Source organism: Streptomyces sp. NPDC057474 (assembly GCF_042802555.1).
In the GTDB taxonomy this organism is placed as follows: domain Bacteria; phylum Actinomycetota; class Actinomycetes; order Streptomycetales; family Streptomycetaceae; genus Streptomyces.
Genome location: NZ_JBHVDX010000050.1, coordinates 20,578 through 41,103 on the forward strand (window position 1 = coordinate 20,578; position 20,526 = coordinate 41,103).

15 protein-coding genes are annotated in these 20,526 nt (G+C 71.0%); 7 read left to right on the plus strand and 8 right to left on the minus strand.

Going from position 1 to position 20,526, the window contains the following annotated elements; translation table 11 throughout:
• Positions 1-25: 25 nt before the first annotated feature.
• The 4 genes from atzF to ACFU53_RS17065 all read right to left on the minus strand — a co-directional run bounded on the left by atzF (position 26) and on the right by ACFU53_RS17065 (position 7,002).
• Entirely contained in the window at positions 26-1,684 is a 1,659-nt protein-coding gene (gene atzF, locus ACFU53_RS17050; RefSeq protein WP_383992217.1) for an allophanate hydrolase, read from the minus strand.
• Between the two features lie 334 nt (positions 1,685-2,018).
• Positions 2,019-5,546, minus strand: a complete 3,528-nt coding sequence (locus ACFU53_RS17055; RefSeq protein ID WP_383992220.1) for a 5-oxoprolinase/urea amidolyase family protein — start codon at positions 5,544-5,546, stop codon at positions 2,019-2,021.
• Positions 5,543-6,181: an urea amidolyase associated protein UAAP2 gene (locus tag ACFU53_RS17060; RefSeq protein WP_383992223.1), complete on the minus strand. Its 639-nt coding sequence runs from the start codon at positions 6,179-6,181 to the stop codon at positions 5,543-5,545. Before ACFU53_RS17060 ends, ACFU53_RS17055 begins: the two co-directional genes overlap by 4 nt.
• Complete coding sequence (locus ACFU53_RS17065) at positions 6,178-7,002, minus strand: urea amidolyase associated protein UAAP1 (protein WP_383992226.1); 825 nt, start codon at positions 7,000-7,002, stop codon at positions 6,178-6,180. The genes ACFU53_RS17060 and ACFU53_RS17065 overlap by 4 nt, the downstream gene beginning before the upstream one ends.
• A gap of 200 nt (positions 7,003-7,202) precedes the next feature.
• On the opposite strand from ACFU53_RS17065, the gene ACFU53_RS17070 reads away from it, so the two are divergent.
• The 6 genes from ACFU53_RS17070 to ACFU53_RS17095 all read left to right on the plus strand — a co-directional run bounded on the left by ACFU53_RS17070 (position 7,203) and on the right by ACFU53_RS17095 (position 12,854).
• Positions 7,203-7,838, plus strand: a complete 636-nt coding sequence (locus ACFU53_RS17070; RefSeq protein WP_383992229.1) for a TetR/AcrR family transcriptional regulator — start codon at positions 7,203-7,205, stop codon at positions 7,836-7,838.
• Positions 7,839-8,183: 345 nt separating this feature from the next.
• Complete coding sequence (locus tag ACFU53_RS17075) at positions 8,184-9,821, plus strand: sensor histidine kinase (RefSeq protein ID WP_383992232.1); 1,638 nt, start codon at positions 8,184-8,186, stop codon at positions 9,819-9,821.
• Entirely contained in the window at positions 9,818-10,225 is a 408-nt protein-coding gene (locus tag ACFU53_RS17080) for a roadblock/LC7 domain-containing protein (protein WP_383992235.1), read from the plus strand. The genes ACFU53_RS17075 and ACFU53_RS17080 overlap by 4 nt, the downstream gene beginning before the upstream one ends.
• Complete coding sequence (locus tag ACFU53_RS17085; RefSeq protein ID WP_383992238.1) at positions 10,222-10,632, plus strand: DUF742 domain-containing protein; 411 nt, start codon at positions 10,222-10,224, stop codon at positions 10,630-10,632. The genes ACFU53_RS17080 and ACFU53_RS17085 overlap by 4 nt, the downstream gene beginning before the upstream one ends.
• On the plus strand, positions 10,613-11,236 hold the full coding sequence (locus ACFU53_RS17090) for an ATP/GTP-binding protein (protein WP_383992240.1): 624 nt from the start codon (positions 10,613-10,615) through the stop codon (positions 11,234-11,236). The genes ACFU53_RS17085 and ACFU53_RS17090 overlap by 20 nt, the downstream gene beginning before the upstream one ends.
• 139 nt (positions 11,237-11,375) lie before the next feature.
• Complete coding sequence (locus ACFU53_RS17095; protein ID WP_383992243.1) at positions 11,376-12,854, plus strand: cytochrome P450; 1,479 nt, start codon at positions 11,376-11,378, stop codon at positions 12,852-12,854.
• Between the two features lie 19 nt (positions 12,855-12,873).
• Here ACFU53_RS17095 and ACFU53_RS17100 read toward each other — a convergent pair whose 3' ends face one another.
• From ACFU53_RS17100 to ACFU53_RS17110, 3 genes are all read right to left on the minus strand, one after another.
• A complete protein-coding gene (locus ACFU53_RS17100; protein ID WP_383992246.1) occupies positions 12,874-13,815 on the minus strand; it encodes an RluA family pseudouridine synthase in 942 nt (313 codons plus the stop codon).
• 530 nt (positions 13,816-14,345) lie between these two features.
• The gene (locus tag ACFU53_RS17105) at positions 14,346-15,461 is read right to left on the minus strand and encodes a terpene synthase (protein WP_383992249.1); all 1,116 of its coding nucleotides are present in this window, start codon (positions 15,459-15,461) and stop codon (positions 14,346-14,348) included.
• Between the two features lie 591 nt (positions 15,462-16,052).
• Positions 16,053-17,573 (minus strand): amino acid permease, encoded by a 1,521-nt coding sequence (locus ACFU53_RS17110; protein ID WP_383992252.1) that lies wholly within the window; start codon positions 17,571-17,573, stop codon positions 16,053-16,055.
• A gap of 319 nt (positions 17,574-17,892) precedes the next feature.
• Between ACFU53_RS17110 and ACFU53_RS17115 the strand changes: the two genes are divergently transcribed.
• Positions 17,893-18,783 (plus strand): N-formylglutamate amidohydrolase, encoded by an 891-nt coding sequence (locus ACFU53_RS17115; protein WP_383992255.1) that lies wholly within the window; start codon positions 17,893-17,895, stop codon positions 18,781-18,783.
• On the opposite strand, the gene ACFU53_RS17120 is transcribed toward ACFU53_RS17115, so the two are convergent.
• Positions 18,770-20,386, minus strand: a complete 1,617-nt coding sequence (locus tag ACFU53_RS17120) for a serine hydrolase (protein ID WP_383992258.1) — start codon at positions 20,384-20,386, stop codon at positions 18,770-18,772. The two genes, ACFU53_RS17115 and ACFU53_RS17120, sit on opposite strands and share 14 nt — an antisense overlap.
• Positions 20,387-20,526 lie beyond the last annotated feature (140 nt).

The window sequence follows — 20,526 nt, forward strand, 5'->3', positions numbered from 1 at the left end:
CCGGACGAGGGGCGCGAGTCGTTGCTCAGAGGGCCAGGTAGCTTCGCCAGCCGCCGTACTCCGTGATGTCCGGGGCGTCTTGCAGGGCGCCGGGCTCGCAGAGGAAACCCGGGGCCCGGGTGCCGTCGGCCAATTCGACGGTGCCCAGGGTCATGGGGCGGGGGAGGGTGGTCAGGAGGCGGCCCAGGCCCTCCGCCGGGAGGCGCCAGATCTCGGCTTCGATCGGGGCGCCGCCTTCGCCCACGTGGACCAGGCCCGGCTTGGGCGGGGTCGTGCGCAGGGCGTGGAGGCGGTAGACGGGGGCCGTGGTGGTCGTTTGCTCCAGTTGGGCGCCCAGGGACAGGAGCTGGGGGTTCAAGGGCTGGCCCGAGAGGTGGGCGCCCACGACCGCCAGGCGGGTCTCCGGCTGGAGGAGGGTCGCGATGCGGGCCAGGCGGTCGTCCGTGAAGGCCGGACCGACCAGCATGACGCCGAACGGAAGGCCGTTCACCTCGCCCGCGGGGACGGCGACCGCCGCCAGGTCGAAGAGGTTCGTGGAGTTGGTGAAACGACCGAGGCGGGCGTTCGCGCCCAGCGGATCGGCGGCGACGTCGGCGAGCGTGGGGTGGCCCGGCGCGGTCGGCAGCAACAGGGCGTCCGCGTCGGCCAGTTCGGTGAGTGCGCGGGTGCGCAGGGCTGTCAGGTGGTCCTGGTCGGCGAAGAGCTGGTGGGCCGGGATGTCGCGGGCGCGGGTGATGATGCCGGCGACGGTGGGGTCGAGGGAGTCGACGCCGTCTGCGATGGCCTTGTCGACAAAGCTTCCGACGGCGGTGTAGCGCTCGGCCACGAACGCGCCTTGGTAGAGCATGGCCGCGGCCTCGGTGAAGGGGGTGAGGTCGAGAGGGCGTACGTCCGCGCCCGCGGCCTTGAGGCGGGTCACGGCTGCGTCGTATGCCTCCGCCCAGCCCTCGTCCAGTTCGCCGAGCTGCTCGCGCGAGGGGACCGCGATGCGCCACGGGCCCGGGGTGCGCTGGGGGAGGGGTGGGAGGGCGCGGGCGGGCGGGGAGGCCATGTGGGCGAGGGCCTGTTCGGCTTCGGGGAGGGTGCGGGCGAACACCGTCACACAGTCGATCGAGGCGCAGGCCGGGACGACGCCGGTCGTGGGGACCAGGCCTCGGGTGGGCTTCAGGCCGACGATGCCGTTGAAGGCGGCGGGGACCCTGCCGGAGCCGGCCGTGTCGGTGCCCAGGGCGAAGTCGACGATGCCCAGCGCTACCGCTACGGCGGAGCCGGAGCTTGAGCCGCCGCTGATGCGGGACGGGTCGTGGGCGTTGCGGACGGCGCCGTGCGGGGAGCGGGTGCCGACGAGGCCCGTGGCGAACTGGTCCAGGTTGGTGGTGCCGAGGACGATGGCGCCGGCCTCGCGGAGGCGGGCGACCACGGGGGCGTCGGCGTCGGGGGTGAACGCGTAGGCCGGGCAGCCGGCGGTCGTGGGGAGGCCGTGGACGTCGATGTTGCCCTTCGCGGCGAAGAGGCGGCCGGCGAGGGGGAGTCGGGCGCCGGCGGTGAGACGTTCGTCGATGGAGCGGGCCTCTGCCTCCACCTCGGGCCGGGGGCGTAGGTCGATCCAGATCTCGGGGCGGTTCACGGCGTCGATGCGGGCGTAGGCCATACGGACTCTGGTGAGGGTCTGGGGCTGCGACATCTGTGCTCCTGGGCTGGGGTGGCTGTCGGCTGCCGGCCGGTGGCTGGCGTGTGCCCACCCGTTCCGCCCTGCGGAACGACTGCCCACACGCCACCAGGCCGAGTTTCAGGGCACCTGCGAATCGGGTGGCCACAGACCGCGGCGGAGTTTCGGGTCCCGGCGGGGGCGGCTGGTCGCAGACCACCGAGACGAGTATCGGGGGTGTCCGGTGGGGCTGTCGGCCATGGACGATCGAGGCGAGTGGCAAGGCGCTGGTGGAGTGGTCGGCCGCAGACCGCGTGGTTGTCTGAAGGTGCCCGCTAAAGGGGGCGGTCGCGAACTGCGAGGCTGGGTGTCAAGGCGCGCTGGGCTCTGTGGGCGTCAGGACGACCAATGCCGTGCCCGCTTCCACCTGGGCCCCCGGCCTCGTCAGGATCCGGTCGACCACGCCGCTCGTCGGGGAGTGGATGCGGGACTCCATCTTCATGGCCTCCAAGGTCAGCAGGGGCTGGCCGGTGGTCACCTGGTCGCCCGGCCGTACGTGCAGTTGCCAGACCGAGGCGGCGAACTCGGCTTCGACCAGGTGGCCGCCTTCGGGGACGTGCACTTCCGCCGGCGGCGTCGGTGCGGCGGTCGCCGTCTCCGCTCTCGTGAACTCGCCGGCCGCTTCCCAGGCCGCCCTTTCCGCCGCGAAGGCGGTCTGTTGCCTGGACCTGAACTCGGCTATGGAGTCGGCGTGTTCGGCCAGGAAGGTCTTGTACTCGGCCAGGGAGAAGGTGCCGTGCTCCACATGCGGTACGAAGCGGCCCGAGATGATGTCCGAGCGGAGGGCCGGTAGTTCGTCGGCGTCGACGGGGTACCATTGGATGCGGTCGAAGAAGCGGAGCAGCCAGGGGGAGCCGGGTTCGAAGGCGCCGCGTTGCTGCCAGGGGGACCAGACCTGGGTGGTGCGGCCGACGAACTGGTAGCCACCGGGGCCCTCCATGCCGTAGACGCACAGGTATGCCCCGCCGATGCCGACCGAGTTCTCGGCCGTCCAGGTGCGGGCCGGGTTGTACTTCGTCGTCACCAGGCGGTGGCGGGGGTCCAGCGGGGTCGCGACCGGGGCGCCCAGGTAGACGTCGCCGAGGCCCAGGACCAGGTACTCCGCGGCGAAGACCGTGTCGTACACGTCGGTCACCGAGCCCAGGCCGTTGACGCGGCGGATGAACTCGATGTTCCAGGGGCACCAGGGCGCGTCGTCGCGGACGCCCGCCATGTAGCGGGCGATGGCCTCACGGGTCGCGGGGTCGTCCCAGGAGAGGGGGAGGTGGATCGTGCGGGAGGGGACGACCAGTTCGTCCGCCGGGGGGAGGGCCGACACGATCTGCCGTACCGCCGTGAGGAGTTCGGGCTGGGGCAGTACCGCCGGGTCCGTCTGGATCTGGAGGGAGCGGATGCCGGGGGTGAGGTCGGTGACGCCGTCCAGACCCGCTTCGGTGACCGCTTCCATCAGGGCGTGCACCCGCATGCGCAGGGCCAGGTCGAGTTGCATGGGGCCGAACTCGATCAGCAGGTTGTCGTCGCCGCTGCGGCGGAACGTCGCGTCGCCGTCGCGGGCCAGGACGCCGCCGTCGGCGATCGCGGGGCGGGGCGAGGCGTCGTCGGCCACCGGGAGGAAGCGGACCGTGTCTCCCGGGCGCAGTTGGCCGAGCTTCCAGCGCTCGGTGGAGACGACCGTGGCCGGGCAGACGAAGCCGCCGAGGGAGGGGCCGTCGGGGCCGAGGAGGACCGGCATGTCGCCGGTGTAGTCGACGGCACCGACCGAGTACGGGGTGTCGTGGATGTTGGAGGGGTGCAGGCCCGCCTCGCCGCCGTCGGTGCGGGCCCAGCGGGGCTTGGGGCCGATGAGCCGTACTCCGGTGCGGGCCGAGTTGAAGTGGACCTTCCAGTCGGCCGCGTAGAACTCGTGGATGTCCTCCTCGGTGAAGAACTCCGGTGCCGCGTGCGGGCCTTCGAGGGCGGCCACCTGCCAGGAGGTGGGGAAGGACGGGCGTGCTTCCGGTGGGACGGGGCTGCCGTCTTCCGTGGCCTCTCCGCCGTGCAGGACGTCGCCCGTCCGCAGAGCCCGGCCGCCATGGCCGCCGAAACGGCCCAGGGTGAAGGTGGCCGCGCTGCCGAGGAAGGAGGGCACGTCCAGGCCGCCGCCCGCCAAGAGGACGTAGGTGCGGAGTCCGTGTTCCGTGGGGGCGCCGATGGCCAGTACGGCTCCGGCGGGTACCGTCACCGGCTCCCACTGAGCGACCGGTGAGCCGTCGACGGTCACCTGGGCGGGGGCGCCCGTCACGCAGACCGTGGTGGCGTGGGTGAAGCGGAGGGACGGTCCCTGGAGGGTGCATTCGAGGCCGGGGGCGCCCTCGGGGTTGCCGAGTGCCCGGTTGCCGAGGCGGAAGGACAGATCGTCCATGGGGCCGCAGGGCGGGACGCCGACCTGCCAGTAGCCGGTACGGCCGGGCCAGTCCTGGACGGTGGTGAGGGTGCCGCCCAAGACGACCTCGACGCGGGGGGTCGGGTCGGTCACGGCCCTGAGGGTGGCCGTGGAGTGGGTGGCCTGCCGGAAGTCACGGGTGTCGAGGGCCGCCCGGACCAGGCCCAGGTTCGTCTCGATGCCGTCGACCCGGGTCCTGGCCAGCGCCTCGTCGAGCCGCCGCAGGGCGTGGGCGCGGTCGGAGCCGTACGCGACGACCTTGGCGAGCAGCGGATCGTAGGACGTGGTGACCTCGGTGCCGGTCTCCACCCAGCCGTCCACGCGGACGCCCTGCGGGAACTCGACCCGGGTCAACAGGCCCGCGCTCGGCCGGTGTTCACGAGAGGGGTCCTCGGCGTAGACGCGGGCCTCGACGGCGTGGCCGCGGGGTTGCGCCGGGGCCTGTACGACGGCGGAGTCGCAGCGCGCCAGGCGCAGCATCCAGGCGACGAGGTCGACGCCGTAGATCTCCTCGGTGACCGGGTGTTCCACCTGGAGGCGGGTGTTCACCTCCAGGAAGTACGCCTCCTCGCGTGCCGCGTCGTAGACGAACTCGACGGTTCCGGCGGAGCGGTACTCGACGCTCGCGCACAGGTCGCGGGCGGACGCGGTCAGTCGCTCGCGCACGTGGTCGGGGAGGCCGGGGGCCGGGGCCTCCTCGACGACCTTCTGGTTGCGGCGCTGGAGGGAGCAGTCGCGGTCGCCGAAGGTGACGACGAGGCCGTCGCCGTCGCCGAAGACCTGCACCTCGACATGGCGGGCCCGTTCGACGAGGCGTTCGAGGTAGACGCCGGCGGAGGAGAAGGAGGCGGCGGCGACGCGCTGCACCCGCTCCCAGGCCTCGGTCAGTTCTGCGCCGGAGCGACATGCCGACATACCGATACCGCCGCCTCCGCCGGTGGCCTTGAGCATCACGGGGTAGCCGATGGCCGAGGCGTGGTCGAGGGCTTCGGCGAGCGAGGGCAGCAGGCCGGTGCCGGGGAGGAGCGGGACGCCCGCTGCCTCGGCGGCTTCCCGTGCCGTGTGCTTCGCGCCGAACAGTTCCAGCTGTTCGGGGGTCGGACCGACGAACACGATGTCCGCGTCCTCACAGCGGCGGGCGAAGGCCGCGTCCTCGGAGAGGAAGCCGTAGCCGGGGTGGACGGCGCCCGCGCCCGTGTCCTTGGCGGCCTTCAGGATCAGGTCCGCGTCGAGGTACGACTCCTTCGCGGGCGCCGGGCCGAGCCGCACCGCCTCGTCGGCGAGCCGGACATGGGCGGCGGCGCGGTCGGCGTCTGAGTACACGGCGACCGTCCGCAGGCCCAGTTCGCGGGCGGTGCGGATGACGCGGACGGCGATCTCGCCCCGGTTGGCGACCAGCAGGGTGTCGAAGGTCATACCGGGCCCCCCTGTGCCTGTGCGGACGCACCCCGGCCCTGCGCGGGCGCCTCGACGGTCATCTCCACGGCCGTCGGGTCGAAGCCGTTGCAGGGATTGTTGATCTGGGGGCAGTTGGAGACCAGGACGAGCACGTCGCACTCGGCGCGCAGGGTCAGGGCGAGGCCCGGTGCCGAGATGCCGTCGACGATGCCGAGGGTGCCGTCCTTCTCGACCGGCACGTTCATGTACCAGTTGATGTTCGACACGAGGTCGCGCTTGCCGAGGCCGTGCCTGGCACCCTCCGCGAGGAAGTTGTCCACGCAGGCGTGCTGAGACCAGGTGTGGTGCCCGTACCGCAGGGTGTTCGACTCCTTGGAGCAGGCGCCCCCGACCGTGTCGTGCCGGCCCACGTCGTCGGCGACCACGGTCATCAGCGGGGTGTGCTCGTTGGACATCAGCACACTTCCGGTGGTGAGGAAGATGCCGCCCTGCGCATGGATCGTGTCGGGCGCGCTGTAGCGGACGGCCGTGTCGTGGGCGTCGTACACGAGGAAGTCGACGGCCTGGTTGCCGTGCAGATCGGTGAGGGTGAGGGTCTCGCCGGCGCGTAGCACGGACGACCAGGCCGCCCTGGCCGGAACGACGGTCTTCATGCGATCCCCCTCGCGGCGAGGAACTCGGCGGTGTTCAGGAAGGCACGGTGGCCCTCGGGGGTGGCGTCCCACAAGGCGTCGCCGGGCCGGGTCGGCTCGGCGCGCCAGGCGAGCACCTCCAGCGGGGTGCTGACGTACTCGGGGCGCGGGTCGGCCGGGTGCGGCACGTTGGCGATCAGTACGGTCACGTCCTGCTCGGTGCGCAGGGTCACGGCGGCGCCGGGGCCGGCGGAGCCGGTGAAGTCGAGGGTGCCGTCCTCGCGCACTTCCACGCCCTGGAAGAAGGAGAGCGAGGGCGGGAGGTCCCGGGGTTCGAGGCCGTTCTTCGCGGCGGCCAGCTTGAACAGTTCGCGTCCGGCGGGGGAGGGGGACTGTGGGCTGCCGTCCCCGTACCGCCCGGTGTTGCGCAGCAGTGTGGAGGTGCCGCACAGCGCGTCGTGGCGGCCCGAGGTGTCCGCGACGACCGAGGCGAGGACGCGGCCCTGGTCGGACAGGAGCAGGACGCCCTCGCCGAGGTAGGCGTTCCACTGGACCTTGACGGTGTCCGCGACGTTCAGCCGCTCCCAGGGGCGGTCGGCGTGGTGCAGGAGCAGATGCGCGCACGCGTCGCCGCACAGATCGGTCAGCCGGACCTCGGTGCCCCGAGCCAGCACCTTGTGCGTGTAGTTGCCGCCGGCCACCGTCTCCGCCCACACCAGCCGTTCCGTCTCGCAGGGTGGGGTCGGCCAGCGGCTCGCGGGCACCACGGGCATCGCCTCGGCCAGGGCGCCCTCCTGTGCGCGGGCGTGGTCACGTGCTCCGTACGTCGTCGATGTCGCCATCGCGGGACCTCCGGGTGCGGCGTGTATTTCTGTCGTGCGACAGAAATTAGGGGCGGGGCGGGTCGATGCCATGTCCCTTGCGTTGCGGAGCAGTTACCGGCCCCTCACGATGGTCCTGCCTCGTCAGGGGCGCGGGGAACCGTGCGACCGGTCACAGCGGACGCGCGGACGCGCGGGCGCCGTGTGCGAGGATCGGACGCATGGGAAGCGCGGGGGGCACCGGGGGGCGGCGGGTCGGCAGGCCCCGGGCCGAGGGGCGCCCGGAGACCGGGCTGTCGCCCCGGGACGAACTGCTCGCGGCCGCCGCCGAGTTGTTCACGACGCGGGGCTACGCGGCCACCACCACCCGGGGCGTCGCCGAGCGCGCCGGCATGCGTCAGGCGTCCATGTATCACTACGTCTCCGGCAAGGAGGAGCTGCTCGCCGAGCTGCTGGAGTCCACGGTCACGCCGTCGCTCATGTACGCCCGCGAACTCCTCGCCCAGGACGGTGCCCGCGCCGGGGAGCGGCTGTGGGAACTGTGCCGCGCCGACGTCGCTCTGCTCTGTGGCGGCCCGCACAACCTCGGCGGCCTCTACCTCCTCCCGGAGGTCCGCGCCGAACGCTTCGCCGGCTTCCATGCCGTACGGGCCGAACTCAAGGACGCCTACCGGCAGTTGATCGCGGCGACGGCCGCGGGCGGGGCGCTCGCCAAGTGTGAGCTGGATCTGCGTACGGATCTCGTCTTCGGGCTGATCGAGGGCGTCATCCTCGTCCACCGCTCCGACCCCGACCGCTCCGTCTCCGCCTTCGCCGAGGCGACGGCGGACGCCGCGCTGCGCATCGTCGGCGTCTGACGAAGGCGCCCCCGGCAGTCCGCCTCCGGCACCGATTCACTCTGTCAAGGGGCTCTTTTCGTACGCCTGTATGCGGTCACGTACTGTGTGCGAATGACGCCCCAGCGTGTAAATGACCAGAGCGTACTCCTGTCGCGAGGGTGATTTCAGTCGGTTGCTGAATATGACACAGCGATGATCCGGTCGGACTAAGCTCGCCCGCAGCGCACCGAGTTGAGATGTATTCGGGCGCTTGTTCCAAAAAATACCGAAGATCCAGTTTGATTCGCGGATGAACCCGAGCAACCTCCGGCAACTCCCCGCAAGTCCCCCGACCTTCGACCGATCTGTCTTTAGAGGGCATACATGGTGAGTGTTCAATCGCCTCCCGGTGGCCGTGAACTTCCCTACGCGCGCGTGCTGCCGCTACCGGCGATACTGATGGCCGCGGCGACCGGAACCACTGTCTCCCTGGTGACGGGGCCGGCCCGGCTCGCCGTCGGCTTGTGCGGAGCCGTCGCGACGCTCCTGCTGATCACGGCCGCCGTCGTCGCGGTGCGCGGCGGCCGTCGTACGGTCCGTGAACTGCGCGCCGAACAGGGGCGTCGGACCGCCTTTCTCGAGCAGCGGATCGCCGCCCACGACCAGGAATTCACCCGGCTGGGCAAGGAGATCCTGCCCGCCGCGCTGTACCGGCTGCGCGGCGGAGAATCCCCCTCAGAGGTGATTCGTCACGTCGTCGACGGTGACGCCGAGTGGCGCGAACTTCCCGCGTCCCAGCGTGACTTGCTGCACACCCTGCTCACCATCGTCGACCGCGAGGACGCACTCCGCGACTCCTCGCAGCGGTCGTTCGTCAACATCGCCCGCCGCGTCCAGGCGATCGTCCACCAGCAGAACAACGAACTCCGGGAGATGGAGGAGGACCACGGGCGCAACCCCGAGGTCTTCGACGACCTGCTGCGCATCGACCACGGCACCGCGCTGATCGGCCGCCTCGCCGACTCCATCGCCGTCCTCGGCGGCAGCCGCCCCGGCCGTGTCTGGCCCCGGCCCGTCCCCTTGTACAGCGTGCTGCGCGGAGCCATGTCCCGCATCCTGGAGTACCGCCGCATCGAGCTCGAATCGATCGCCAAGGTCAACGTCAACGGCGTCTCCGTCGAACCGGTCATCCACGCCTGCGCCGAACTCCTGGACAACGCCACCCGCTACTCGCCGCCCCACACCAAGGTGCACGTCACCGCCGTGGAGGTGCAGACCGGCATCGCCATCGAGATCGAGGACGGTGGCATCAGCCTCAGCGAGGAGACCCGCGCCAAGGTCGAGGACATGCTCGCCAAGGCCCAGCAGGGCGTGGACGTGCAGGACATGGGCGACACCCCGCGTCTCGGCCTCGCCGTCGTGGGGCGGCTGTCGACCATGTACAACATGCAGATCTCGCTGCGGCCGTCCGCCTACGGCGGCGTCCGCGCCGTCGTGGTCGTACCGCGCGACATGCTCACCGAGGAGCCCGCCCCCGGCCTCGCCCACGGCATCGGCATCGGCGCCGTACCGACGATGGACACCGGCGGCGTCGAAGGCCCCAACCGCAAGGCCAAGCGTCGCCGCCCGACCACCGGACCGCGGATCCCGAGCTCCGCGGAGGAGATGGGTCAGGGCAGGGAGGACGACGCCCCCGTCGTCACCGAGTGGACGGCCAACGGCCTGCCGCAGCGCCGCAGCCGCAGCAAGATCCCGCTCAGCCAGCGCTACGCCGAGGCCGCCGCAGCGGAGGCCGCGGCCGAGGCCGCCATGGCCGCCGCCCCCGTGTGGCAGCCGGAGCCCGAACCGGAGAAGGAGCTGCCCCCGCCCGGCATGTGGGTCGAGGCGTTCATGGCCGGGCTCAAGGGCGACCCCGACCCGAACGCCTATCGGAACCCGGAGGGCCCGACGGCGTCCACCGCACTCACCGCGAACACCGAGCCGGCCCGCACCGAGGCCGACGACGAGGGGGACCTCAAGTGATCCAGCAACGAGCCAATTTCGACTGGCTGCTGAAGGATCTGGCCGACGGCGTACCCGGCATCCAGCAGATCGTCGTGCTCTCCGCCGACGGCCTGCGGATCGCCCGCCACGGCGGCGACCCGGACGCCGCCGACCGGGTCGCCGCGGCCTGCGCGGGACTGCAGAGCCTGGCCGGCGCCGTGGCCGGTGAGATCCCGCAGAGCGACGGCCACATGCGGATGGTCATCATCGAGATCAACGGCGGCTACTTCTACATGATGGCCGCCGGCTCCAACGCCTATCTCGCGGTGCTCGCCAACGAGATCGCGGAACCCGGACTGATGAGCAACCGCATGCGCGACCTCGTCGACCGGATCGGCTCCCACCTCACCAGTCCGCCGCGGCGGAACGGGCAGACCGTATGACGCCTCCGCAACGCCGGCGGCGCCAACCCGAGCAGGAGCCGGCTCCCCCACCGCCTCAGGACGATGCGACGAGCGGAACGGGGGAGCGCCCCCCCGAGCGGCTCTACATCCTCACCGGCGAGGACGGCGAGCGAGCTCCGATCGACCTCGTCACGTTAATCGTGGCGCGCGCCGATCCACCGCCGTCCGCCGCGCCGGAGCAGTCGGCGCTGCTCCGGATCTGCCAGGCACCCCTGTCCGTGGCCGAGATCTCGGCCTATCTCAACCTGCCGATCAGCGTGGTGACCGTCCTGCTCACCGAGCTGCTGACGGCCGAACTGGTACAGGCGCGCGCACCGGTCGTCCGGCAGGCGCGGGCAGACCGTTCCCTCCTCGAAGCGGTGATGCATGGACTTCAAAAGCTCTGACACCATCACGGGTCCACGGACTGAGGACCACCTGCCGCACACCGCGCAGGCCGCGGCGAAGATCGTGATCGTGGGCGGTTTCGGCGTCGGCAAGACGACCATGGTGGGGTCCGTCAGCGAGATCAGACCGCTGACGACCGAGGAGACCATGACGCAGGCCGGCGTAGGGGTCGACGACAACTTCGGCTCCAAGTCCAAGACGGCCACCACCGTGGCCATGGACTTCGGCCGCATCAGCATCACGGACGAGCTGGTGCTCTACCTGTTCGGCACCCCCGGGCAGGAGCGCTTCTGGTTCCTGTGGAACGGCCTGTTCGAGGGCGCCCTCGGCGCCGTCGTCCTGGTCGACACCCGTCGGCTGGAGGTCAGCTTCGATGTCATGGGCCGCCTGGAGGAGCGCGGTGTGCCCTTCGTCGTGGCGGTCAACGATTTCCCGGACGCGCCCCGCTACGCCGTCGACGAACTGCGTCAGGCCCTCGACCTGGCCGAGGAGATCCCGATCATCCGCTGCGACGTGCGACGCCGGGCGTCCAGCCGGGACGTCCTGATGACCCTCATGACCTTCCTGCACGCCCTGGCGAGGTCGGGGGCGGCGTCGGCATGAGCCCTGTGAACCCTGTGAACCCTGTACGAGTCCCGTGAGCGTCCCCCGGCCGGGAGCCGTGCCGTCCCGCACGCTGTCCCCTCCCGGCCTCCCCAGCAACTCCCAGACACCGGATCCACCTCAGCTCGGAGCGATCATCGTGACGCCTGAATCCCACTCCCTGACCGGCACGGACGACCCCACGCTCGGGCCGCCCCCCGGTTGCCCCGCCCACGGCATGGGCCCCGGCGAGCTGCGCCGTCTGTACGGCCCCGAGGCGGAGGACCTGGGAGCCGTGTACGAGAAACTACGCGCGGAGCACGGGCCGGTTGCCCCCGCACTGCTCCACGACGACGTGCCGATCTGGGTCGTGCTCGGCCACGGCGAGAACATGCACATGGTGAGCGCGCCCTCGCAGTACTGCAAGGACAGCCGGTTGTGGACTCCCATGCAGGATGGCACGGTCAAGCCCGACCATCCGCTCATGCCGCACTTCGCCTGGCAGCCCATCTGCGCCCACGCCGAGGGCGACGAGCACCTGCGGCTGCGCGGCGCGGTCACCGGCGCCATGTCGACCATCGACCACCGAGGCATCCGCCGCTACATCAACCGTGCGACGCAGCACCTCGTCAACCAGTTCTGTGAGCAGGGCAGCGCCGACCTGGTCAGCCAGTTCGCCGAGCACCTGCCGATGGCGGTGATGTGCGAGATCCTCGGCATGCCCGAGGAGTACGGCGACCGGATCGTGCAGGCCGCCCGCGACATGCTCAAGGGCACCCAGACCGCGATCGCCAGCAACCAGTACGTCATGGATGCCCTGACACGGCTCACCGCCCGCCGCCGGGCCGAGCCCGAGGACGACTTCACCAGCCACCTCATCAACCACCCGGCGGGGCTCACCGACGAGGAGGTCAGCCAGCACCTGCGTGTCGTCCTGATCGCCGCCTACGAGGCCACCGCCAACCTCCTCGCCAACGTGCTGCGCATGGTGCTCACCGACCCCGGCTTCCGCGCCCAGCTGAAGGGCGGTCAGATGACCGTGCCCGAGGCGGTCGAGCAGTCCCTGTGGGACGAACCGCCGTTCAGCACCGTCTTCGCCTACTTCGCCAAGCAGGAGACCGAGCTGGGCGGCCAGCGCATCCGCAAGGGCGACGGACTCCTCCTCGGCATCGCACCGGGCAACGTCGACCCGCGCGTCCGCCCCGATCTCGAGGCCAACATGCAGGGCAACCGCTCCCACCTCGCGTTCAGCGGCGGCCCCCACGAGTGCCCCGGCCAGGACATCGGACGGGCCATCGCCGACGTCGGCGTCGACGCGCTGCTTGCCCGCGTTCCGGACATCCAACTCGCCTGCGGGGAGGACGAACTGCGCTGGCGGGCGTCCGTCTCCACCCGGCACCTGGTGGAACTGCCGGTGAAGTTCGCGCCGAAGTCCCCACAGGAGGTCATGGAGCGGCCCGCCGTCAAGCCGGTGCAGCCGCAGCGCCCGGACAACCGGCAGGTCAGCAGGGAGCAGCCACAGCCCACGGCTCCGGAACCCGCCGTCCCGGCCAACGAGCCCACGCCGACGCCGGCGTCCGAACCGGCCCGCCGACCGGGCGTGTTCCGGCGTCTCCTGCGCTGGTGGCGCGGCAACTGAGCCGACCGGGCACCGAGGGCTACCCCGCCCACTCCTCGTACGACGACCAGGCCCGCAGCACACGTGGGCTGACGAACCGGTGCTCGCACCCCGTGACCGGATCGGTGAACTCCAGGGCCCGCGCCAGCAGTTGGAGCGGGCGCCGGAAGTCACCGGTCGGCACGGGGGCGGTGACCACCGGATAGAGGGGATCGCCGAGGATCGGCACCCCCAACGCGCTCATGTGCACCCGCAGTTGGTGGGTCTGCCCGGTACGCGGCATCAGCCGGTACCGGGCACGCCCGTTGCGGTGCTCCAGCAGCTCGGCGCGGGTTTCGGCGTTGGGCTGGCCCTCGACCTCGTAGGCCGCCATGATCCCGCGCTCCTTGACGATCCGGCTACGCACGGTGCGGGGCAGGACCAGCGCGGGGTCGTACGGCGCCACGGCCTCGTACTCCTTCGCCACCCGCTTGTCCCGGAACAGCGACTGGTACGCGCCGCGCTCCTCGGGCCGCACGGTGAACAGCACCAGCCCGGCCGTCAGCCGGTCCAGCCGGTGTGCCGCGCCGAGTGCCGGGACGCCCAGCTGTCTGCGCAGCCGGGCCAGGGCCGTCTCGGCGACATGGCTGCCGCGCGGGGTGGTGGCCAGGAAGTGCGGCTTGTCGGCCACCACCAGGTGCTCGTCCCGGTACACGACGTCGACCTCGAACGGCACCCGCTCCTCGTCGGACAGCTCACGGTGGAACCACACGAACATCCCCGGCACGTACGCCAGGTCCCGCCGGACAGGACGCCCGGTGACGTCTACGATCAGCCCAGCGTCCAGCATTCCGTCGATCACCCCGGCCCCGGCCGCGAGTCGCGCCACGAGATGATCCCGCACGGTCGCCCACGCGTCCCCGGCCGGCAATCGCACCCGCACCGGATCCACCCCATCGCGCTGCGGCAGGGGAGAGGGCGGGGGCGGGGTACGGCGTCTCATCACGATCAGCATACGAGGAGCGTGGCGTGCCGGACTCGCTCCCATCGCCTGGGCCGTTCTTGCGCCGCAGGTCAGAGAGCTGTCCCTCGATCAGACGGGCGAACACCGACTGGCGGGTCCGCTGCACCGGAACGGTGCACGGTGGGTTCGGTCCGAGCGAATCGGGAGCGTCACTGGAAAAGGCTCCGCACAGCGAAAACCTCGTCGGCGGTCTGGCGTCGGGCGGGTGCCAGGACGGGACTTCGGGCTGTGGAACTATCTCCGCCCGGGAGCGTCCGCGTCGAACCACTGACTCGCGCAGTGAGCCACGTCCGCCCAGACCCGGTGCCGTGCCCAGGCCGCTCGGCGAGGCCGGACGCGGACTGTTTCTCGTCGACGCGCTCGCCCGCTGGGAGGGGGACCATAAGCCGCCGCCGCGTATGACCGGGCGCGCCGAGGCCGGCGTACTCAACCGGCACGCCCTCGCCAGAAAGGCGTCGCTCAACGCAGAGCCGACGCCACCGGCTTCCTGACCTCCTCCCCGGGTTGGTTCACGCAACCGCTGCGGCTGCGTTGTGGCGGTCCCCGCAGTGTGGGCAGACACCGGCGGCGGTCGAGTGGTGCACGTCGGCCCATATTCGGTCATGGGTGGGGCCATGAGGCCCTGTCCTGGGGGTAGGGCGTCCCGCGCGATGGTTGTGTCGTCCGGTGAGGGTGTGCCATTCGAGATTTCCCCGCATCCAGTGCCGCAGTCCGGCCAGATAGCGGGCGAGTTCGGGCGAGGCGTGGCGCGCGACGTCGGGTTCCAGACGCAGATACGCACGCATGAGGCGGTCGTGGAGCTCGCCGGTCGCGCACATGCTCTGTTCGAGAGACCATCCGTGGCGTGTGGAGAGCACGGTGGGCAAGCTGTGGCTGCCGATGTCAGCGCTTTCTTTGGCGACCGAGTACAGGTCGTTCACCAGCATGATCATCAATGAGGCGGCGAGCGACAGAGACCGGACACCAGGCTCTTCCCAGTCACGGACGGGCAGTTCGTAGCCGCCGACGGCATCGATCAGTACCAGGCATGCCATGGCCCCGTTGTACTTGCGATGAGCCAGGTATTCCGCGGGATCGGGAACGTGCCCGGCGATACGCCAGGAGTTTTCCGCCGCCATCGCCAAGAACGTGGCGATCGTCTCGTGGCGCAGACGGCCTACTTGCGCCGGCGTGCCCAAGCGTGCCATGTGTTCTGCCGTCTCGCGGAGCGAACGCGCGACTGGGTCACTGCCGACAAACCCCTCTATCGAGGGGCAGTCGGGCAGCCGGGAGCCGTTCTCCAGCGCGGTCAACGACCCCGCGAGCCGTGAGGCGCTCAGGGCGAGCCGGACGCCTTCGATTCCCTCGTCGCAATAGTGATCGTCCGCGGCGAACAGGGCGGTGATGTTGCGGGCCGCGAGCATCAGGTGGTCATGGTCGACTGCGTCAGGGTGCGTCAACGCCGCGAACGTGCCGAACCGGTAGCGGTTCAGCTCGGTCCGCTGCCCCGGGAAGAGGTCAAGGCTCAGCGCCCAAGCGACGATCTCCTCGTCCGCCTTGCGAGCCTCCGTCTCGTCGTACGTGACCGGAAAGGGGCACAACACACTCGGCACTGACAAATACCGTGTGGAGGTGTCGATACTCATGCCTCGTATGGTGCGATGCGCGCGTCCCTTGGGGAATGGCTGGTTCTGGCCACAATGGCGCGGTTCCCAAGTTCCTTTCCCTCGCAGCAGCACCGACCGTCCCTCTCGCATCGGATCTTGTGCTGGATTGAGGCAGGGTGGCCGGCTTTGAGCGAGGCCGCAGCCTCGGCGATACGGCGGGGCCTGTGACGGGCCGCCGGCAAGACCACCTCGCTGGATCGACCATAGTCGGCCACGTGGGAGGAGCCGTAGGGATTGCCTGACTGAAAATGGATGCGCTTGGTGTAGCCGGTGGCACGATGATGCCGCCCCAGCGGTAGAGCGTGGGCCGGCCGGGTTGCCGAAGCGGGCGGGGGTACCGAACAGCACCGCGTCGACCCAGACCGGCTTGGCGCTGCTCGACCCCGGTGGGGCCAGTTCGGCAACCTCGCGCAGTCGCACGTGTGCGTCGGCGATTTCCGCGCCCTCGGCGGCCTGCCTTTGCTATCGGCCCTGCAACGGGCTCCCGGCGTCCGGGACCGGCATATGACTTCGCCTCCTATCGACCCGGGGCTGAACCCTGACTCGGATGCCCGCCCAAGCGGACCAGGCTCACTCGGCAGAGCGCACGCGTTGTGCACGCATCAGCCGGTACAGCACTCCGAGCCCCACCGTCACCAGCAGGAACAACACGGTGAACCACTGGAACCACCAGTGGCCGCCCGCGGGGTCGTACACCTCCGCGCGGGGCCAGGCCAGGTTGACGGTCATGAAGAGGCCGTAGAGGAGGGCCAGGGCGTTGACGGGGATGCCCCAGCGGCCGAGGGAGAAGAGGGGTTTGCCGGTCTCGTCGGTGCCGCCGGAGGGGACGGTGCCCTTCAGGCGCCGTACGAGGAGCGGGCCGGTGACCATCGCGTACGCCAGGTACAGCATCACGATGCAGGTGGTGCCGATGGCCAGGAACGCTTCCGGCGAGGCGAAGTTGAGGAGCAACAGGGCGGCTGCGAGGAAGCCGACGGCCAGGGCGGGGGCGGTGGGCATGCCGGTGCGCGGGTTGACCTTGGCGAGCCGCCCGGAGAAGGGGAGCTGCCCGTCGCGGGCCATCGAGAAGAGCATGCGGCAGGCCGAGGTCTGGATCGCGAGCGTGGCCACGGTGATCGCCACCACCACGTCGGCGAGCAGGAGGCGGCCCACTCCGTCGCCCAGGCTGCTGGTCAGCACGTAGCTCAGGCCGTCCACGCCCAGTCTGCCGTCGGTGAGGCTCGGCGCGGCGAGGAGGCCGCCGAGGACGAGGAGACCGCCGAGCAGGCCGGCCGCGCCGAGTGCCGTGAGGATCGTGCGGGGCGCGGTGCGGCGGGGGTGGTGGGTCTCCTCGCTCATCTCGCCCGCGCTGTCGAAGCCGATCATCACGTACGCCGCCATGAACGAGCCCACCAGCAGGGCGCCGAGGAGGTCGGTGCTGCCCTCGGCCGTGTGGAAGGTGATGCCGGGGGAACGCTCGGAGTGGGTGAGGAGGAGGGCGATGATCAGGATCGCGCCGATGATCTCGGCGGTCACGCCCACCCGGTTGACCATGGACAGCACCCGGTTGTCGAGGACGTTCACGACCGTGGTGAGGACCAGCAGGATCACACCCAGGACGGCCGCGTTCGCCGCGCCCGTCGCCGTGGTGGGCGTCGGGTCGCCGCCCACGATCTGGAAGCCCGACCAGATCGCGGGCATCACCATCTGCAGCGCGAGCGCGGCCGCCGCGACCACCACGATCTGCCCGATCACCATGATCCAGCCGGCGAACCAACCAAACGTTTGGTTGGAAAGACGCGAGGACCACTGGTAGATCGCGCCCGATATCGGGTAGCGCGCCGCCAGCTCCGCGAAGCACGCGGCCACCAGCAACTGGCCGATCAGCACCGCCGGCCAGGTCCAGAAGAAGACCGGGCCGCCGAACGCGTACCCGAAGGCGAAGAACTGGAAGACGGTCGTGAGGACCGAGATGAAGGAGAAACCGGCGGCGAACGAGGCGTACCTGCTCAGGCTGCGGTGCAGCTCCTGGCGGTAGCCGAACTCGGTCAGGGAGCGGTCGTCGGGGGAGTGGGGTGGCTCCGGACGGACATCGGGGGCGGTGCTCGTCATGGCGGCAACCTGCTTTCGCACAAGCGTCGCGAGCTTTCGCGCACGAGCGGCGCGAATTCCTGTCGGGCGACAGAAATTAGGGGAGGGCTGTGTCGCGCGTGTCACGCGACCATGTCCGGGGCGAGCCCAATTCCTCACGACTTTTCCAGGGGTGGGTAGTTGGGGGCAAGAGCGGGGAGCGAGGTGGCCGGAGGTGGTCGGGCGCGCCGCCGACCTTATGCTGAGCGGCCTCGGACAACCCGCAGCCCGATGGCCCGACAACCCGCAGCCCGACAACCCGCAGCCCGACGGCCCACAGCCCAACGGCGAGGATTCCCGGATGAACGACGTGTCGCCCTCCTACCGGCTCCTCCCGGGCGTGCCGGAGTCGCCCGTGCTTCTGCACGTGCCGCACGGTTCACGGATGATCCCGGCCGCCGTACGGGACGGGATCGTTCTCGATGACGCCGCGCTGGAGCGGGAGTTGGACCACATCACGGACGCGTACACGGACCGGATCGCCGAGCGGGCCGCCGAGCGGTCGGCCATGCGTCCCTGGAGGTTCGTGAACCAGCTGTCCCGGCTCGTGATCGACCCCGAGCGGTTCCCGGACGAGAGGGAGGAGATGCTGGCCGTGGGGATGGGCGCCGTCTACACGAGGACCACGCACCGGGAGGTTCTCCGCCGGGCCGGACACGACGGCCTGCCGCTCGGCGGCGGACAACCGCTCGGTGGCGGACAACCGCTCGGCGACGGGCAACCGCACAGTGGCGGACGGCCACTCGGTGGTGGGCAGTCGCTTGTCGACGGCTACTTCCGGCCGTACGCCGACGCCATGACCGACGCCGTGACCGACCGGCTGGAGGCCGTGGGCCGGGCCGTGGTCGTCGACGTCCACTCGTATCCCACCGAGGCCCTGCCCTACGAACTCCACGGCGACGGACCCCGGCCGCCCGTCTGCCTGGGCAGCGACCCCTTCCACACCCCGGCCGACCTGCTGGCCGCCGCCGAGGACGCGTTCGCCGGGTTCGGCGGCACGGGAGTCAACAGCCCGTTCGGGGGCGCGTACGTCCCGCTGAAGTACCACGGGCACGAACCGCGGGTGACCGCTCTGATGATCGAGATCCGCCGGGACGTCTACATGACCGAGCCGGGCGGTCCGGCGGGGCCGGGGGTGGGGGCGCTCGCGGACGCGCTGGCCCGGCTGGTGGACGTGCTCACGACCGTCTGAACGTCCCCAGCCCGCTCGCGTCGAACGCCTCGATCGTCACCGACGTCGCCCTGCCGTTCTCGTCGCCCTTGAAGGTCACGCCCGACGGGCCGCTCGCGTTCTCCCCCACCGTCTCGAAGAAGTATGTGTCGCCCGCGTAGTGGGTCAGGCGGAAGGTCATGGGCCTCGGGCCGAGGCGCATGGTCAGTTCGCCGTTGGTCTCGGTGACCGTGAGGGGACCGTAGTACGGGTTGGCGTAGGTGCCGGTGTAGTTGGAGTCGGCGCGGGCGTCGGAGGCGTCGTCCGGGGGCTTGGAGTAGTCGGTGGGGGAGCGGGACTCCTGGGCCTCCTGCTCGTAGAGCCCGCCGGCCAGCTCCAGCCAGTCCTCGGTCGGCTTGCCGTGCTGGGCCGTGTCGAAGAAGTCGAAGGAGACGGCGTCCGCGAGGCCGACGGGTTCGCCGTTGGTGAGGACGGCGATGCCGAGCTGTTCGCCGGGCAGCATCGTGACGTTGGTGTTGGCGCCGAGGGCGAAGGCGCCGGAGTGGCTCAGGCGGAGGCGGCCGAGGTCGTCGTAGGAGACGTTCCAGCCGAGGCCGTAGAAGCCGGCGCGGCCCGCCGGTGCGGGCGGTGGGCTGGAGACGATCTCGGGGACGTGGGTGCGTTCGAGGGGGTCGGCGGCGATGATCCGGTCGCCGTCCAGCTCGCCGTTCGCGAGCTGGAGCCGCAGCCAGAGGGAGAGGTCGCGGACCGTGGAGCTCGCACCGCCGGCCGGTGACTGGGCGTCGGCGTCCCGTACGTACCTCGCCTCCCAGTCGCCGGTGCTCCCGCCTTCGGTGCCGTCCTCGCGGACGTGGGCGAAGGCCTTGTTGTTCGTGCCCTCGTAGTCGCTGAAGCGGGAGCTGGTGGCGTCCATGCCGGCCGGCTTGTAGAGGATGTCCTCGGAGAGCTTCTCCCAGGTCGTCCCGGCGGCGTCGGCGACGGCCTGGCCCGCCGCCGTGACGCCGAAGTTGGTGTACGCGTAGCTCGCGCGGAACGGCGTCAGGGGCTCCAGGCGGAGGTGTTCGAGGATGTAGTCGCGGTTGTAGCCGAGGTCCTCCAGGAGGTCCCCGGCGTGGTCGGGGAGGCCGCTGCGGTGGGAGAAGAGGTCGGCGACGGTGACGTGGTCGGTCACCCACGGGTCCTTCAGGGCGAACTCGGGAAGGTGCTCGGCCACCGGGTCGTCCCAGTCGACGGTCTTGTCGCCGACGGCCCCGGCGACCACGGTCGAGGCCAGCGGCTTCGACAGGGACGCCAGCTGGAACACCGTGTCCGGGCCGACCTCACCGTCCTGGCCGACGTGCCGCTTGCCGTAGCCGTCCAGATGGATGACCCGGTCCTTGTACACGACGGCGACCGCGACGCCAGGCACCCCGCTCCGGTCCATGCCGCGCTCGACGATGCCGTCGAGGGCGTCGACCGCCCGGTCGACGTCCTCCTGGGTGAGCTGCGGCGGCGGCTGCGGCGGGGGAGCGGCGGAGGCGGTGCCGAGGCCGTACGGCGCACCGCCGAGGACGAGGAGCGAGGCCAGGGCCGTCGCGCCCCGGGTCCTGCTTCTGCGGCGTGCCCTCGTCTGTCGAACACCCATGTGTTCATTCAAACGGGTGAGCCGGGCTTTGTCCTGTGGAGGACGGGGCCCGGCCGCCGGAGGGCACAGGGGCGGATCGTCGGAGGGCACAGGGCCGACCGCCGAAGTCACGCGGTCGGATCGCCGAAGCCGCGAGGTCC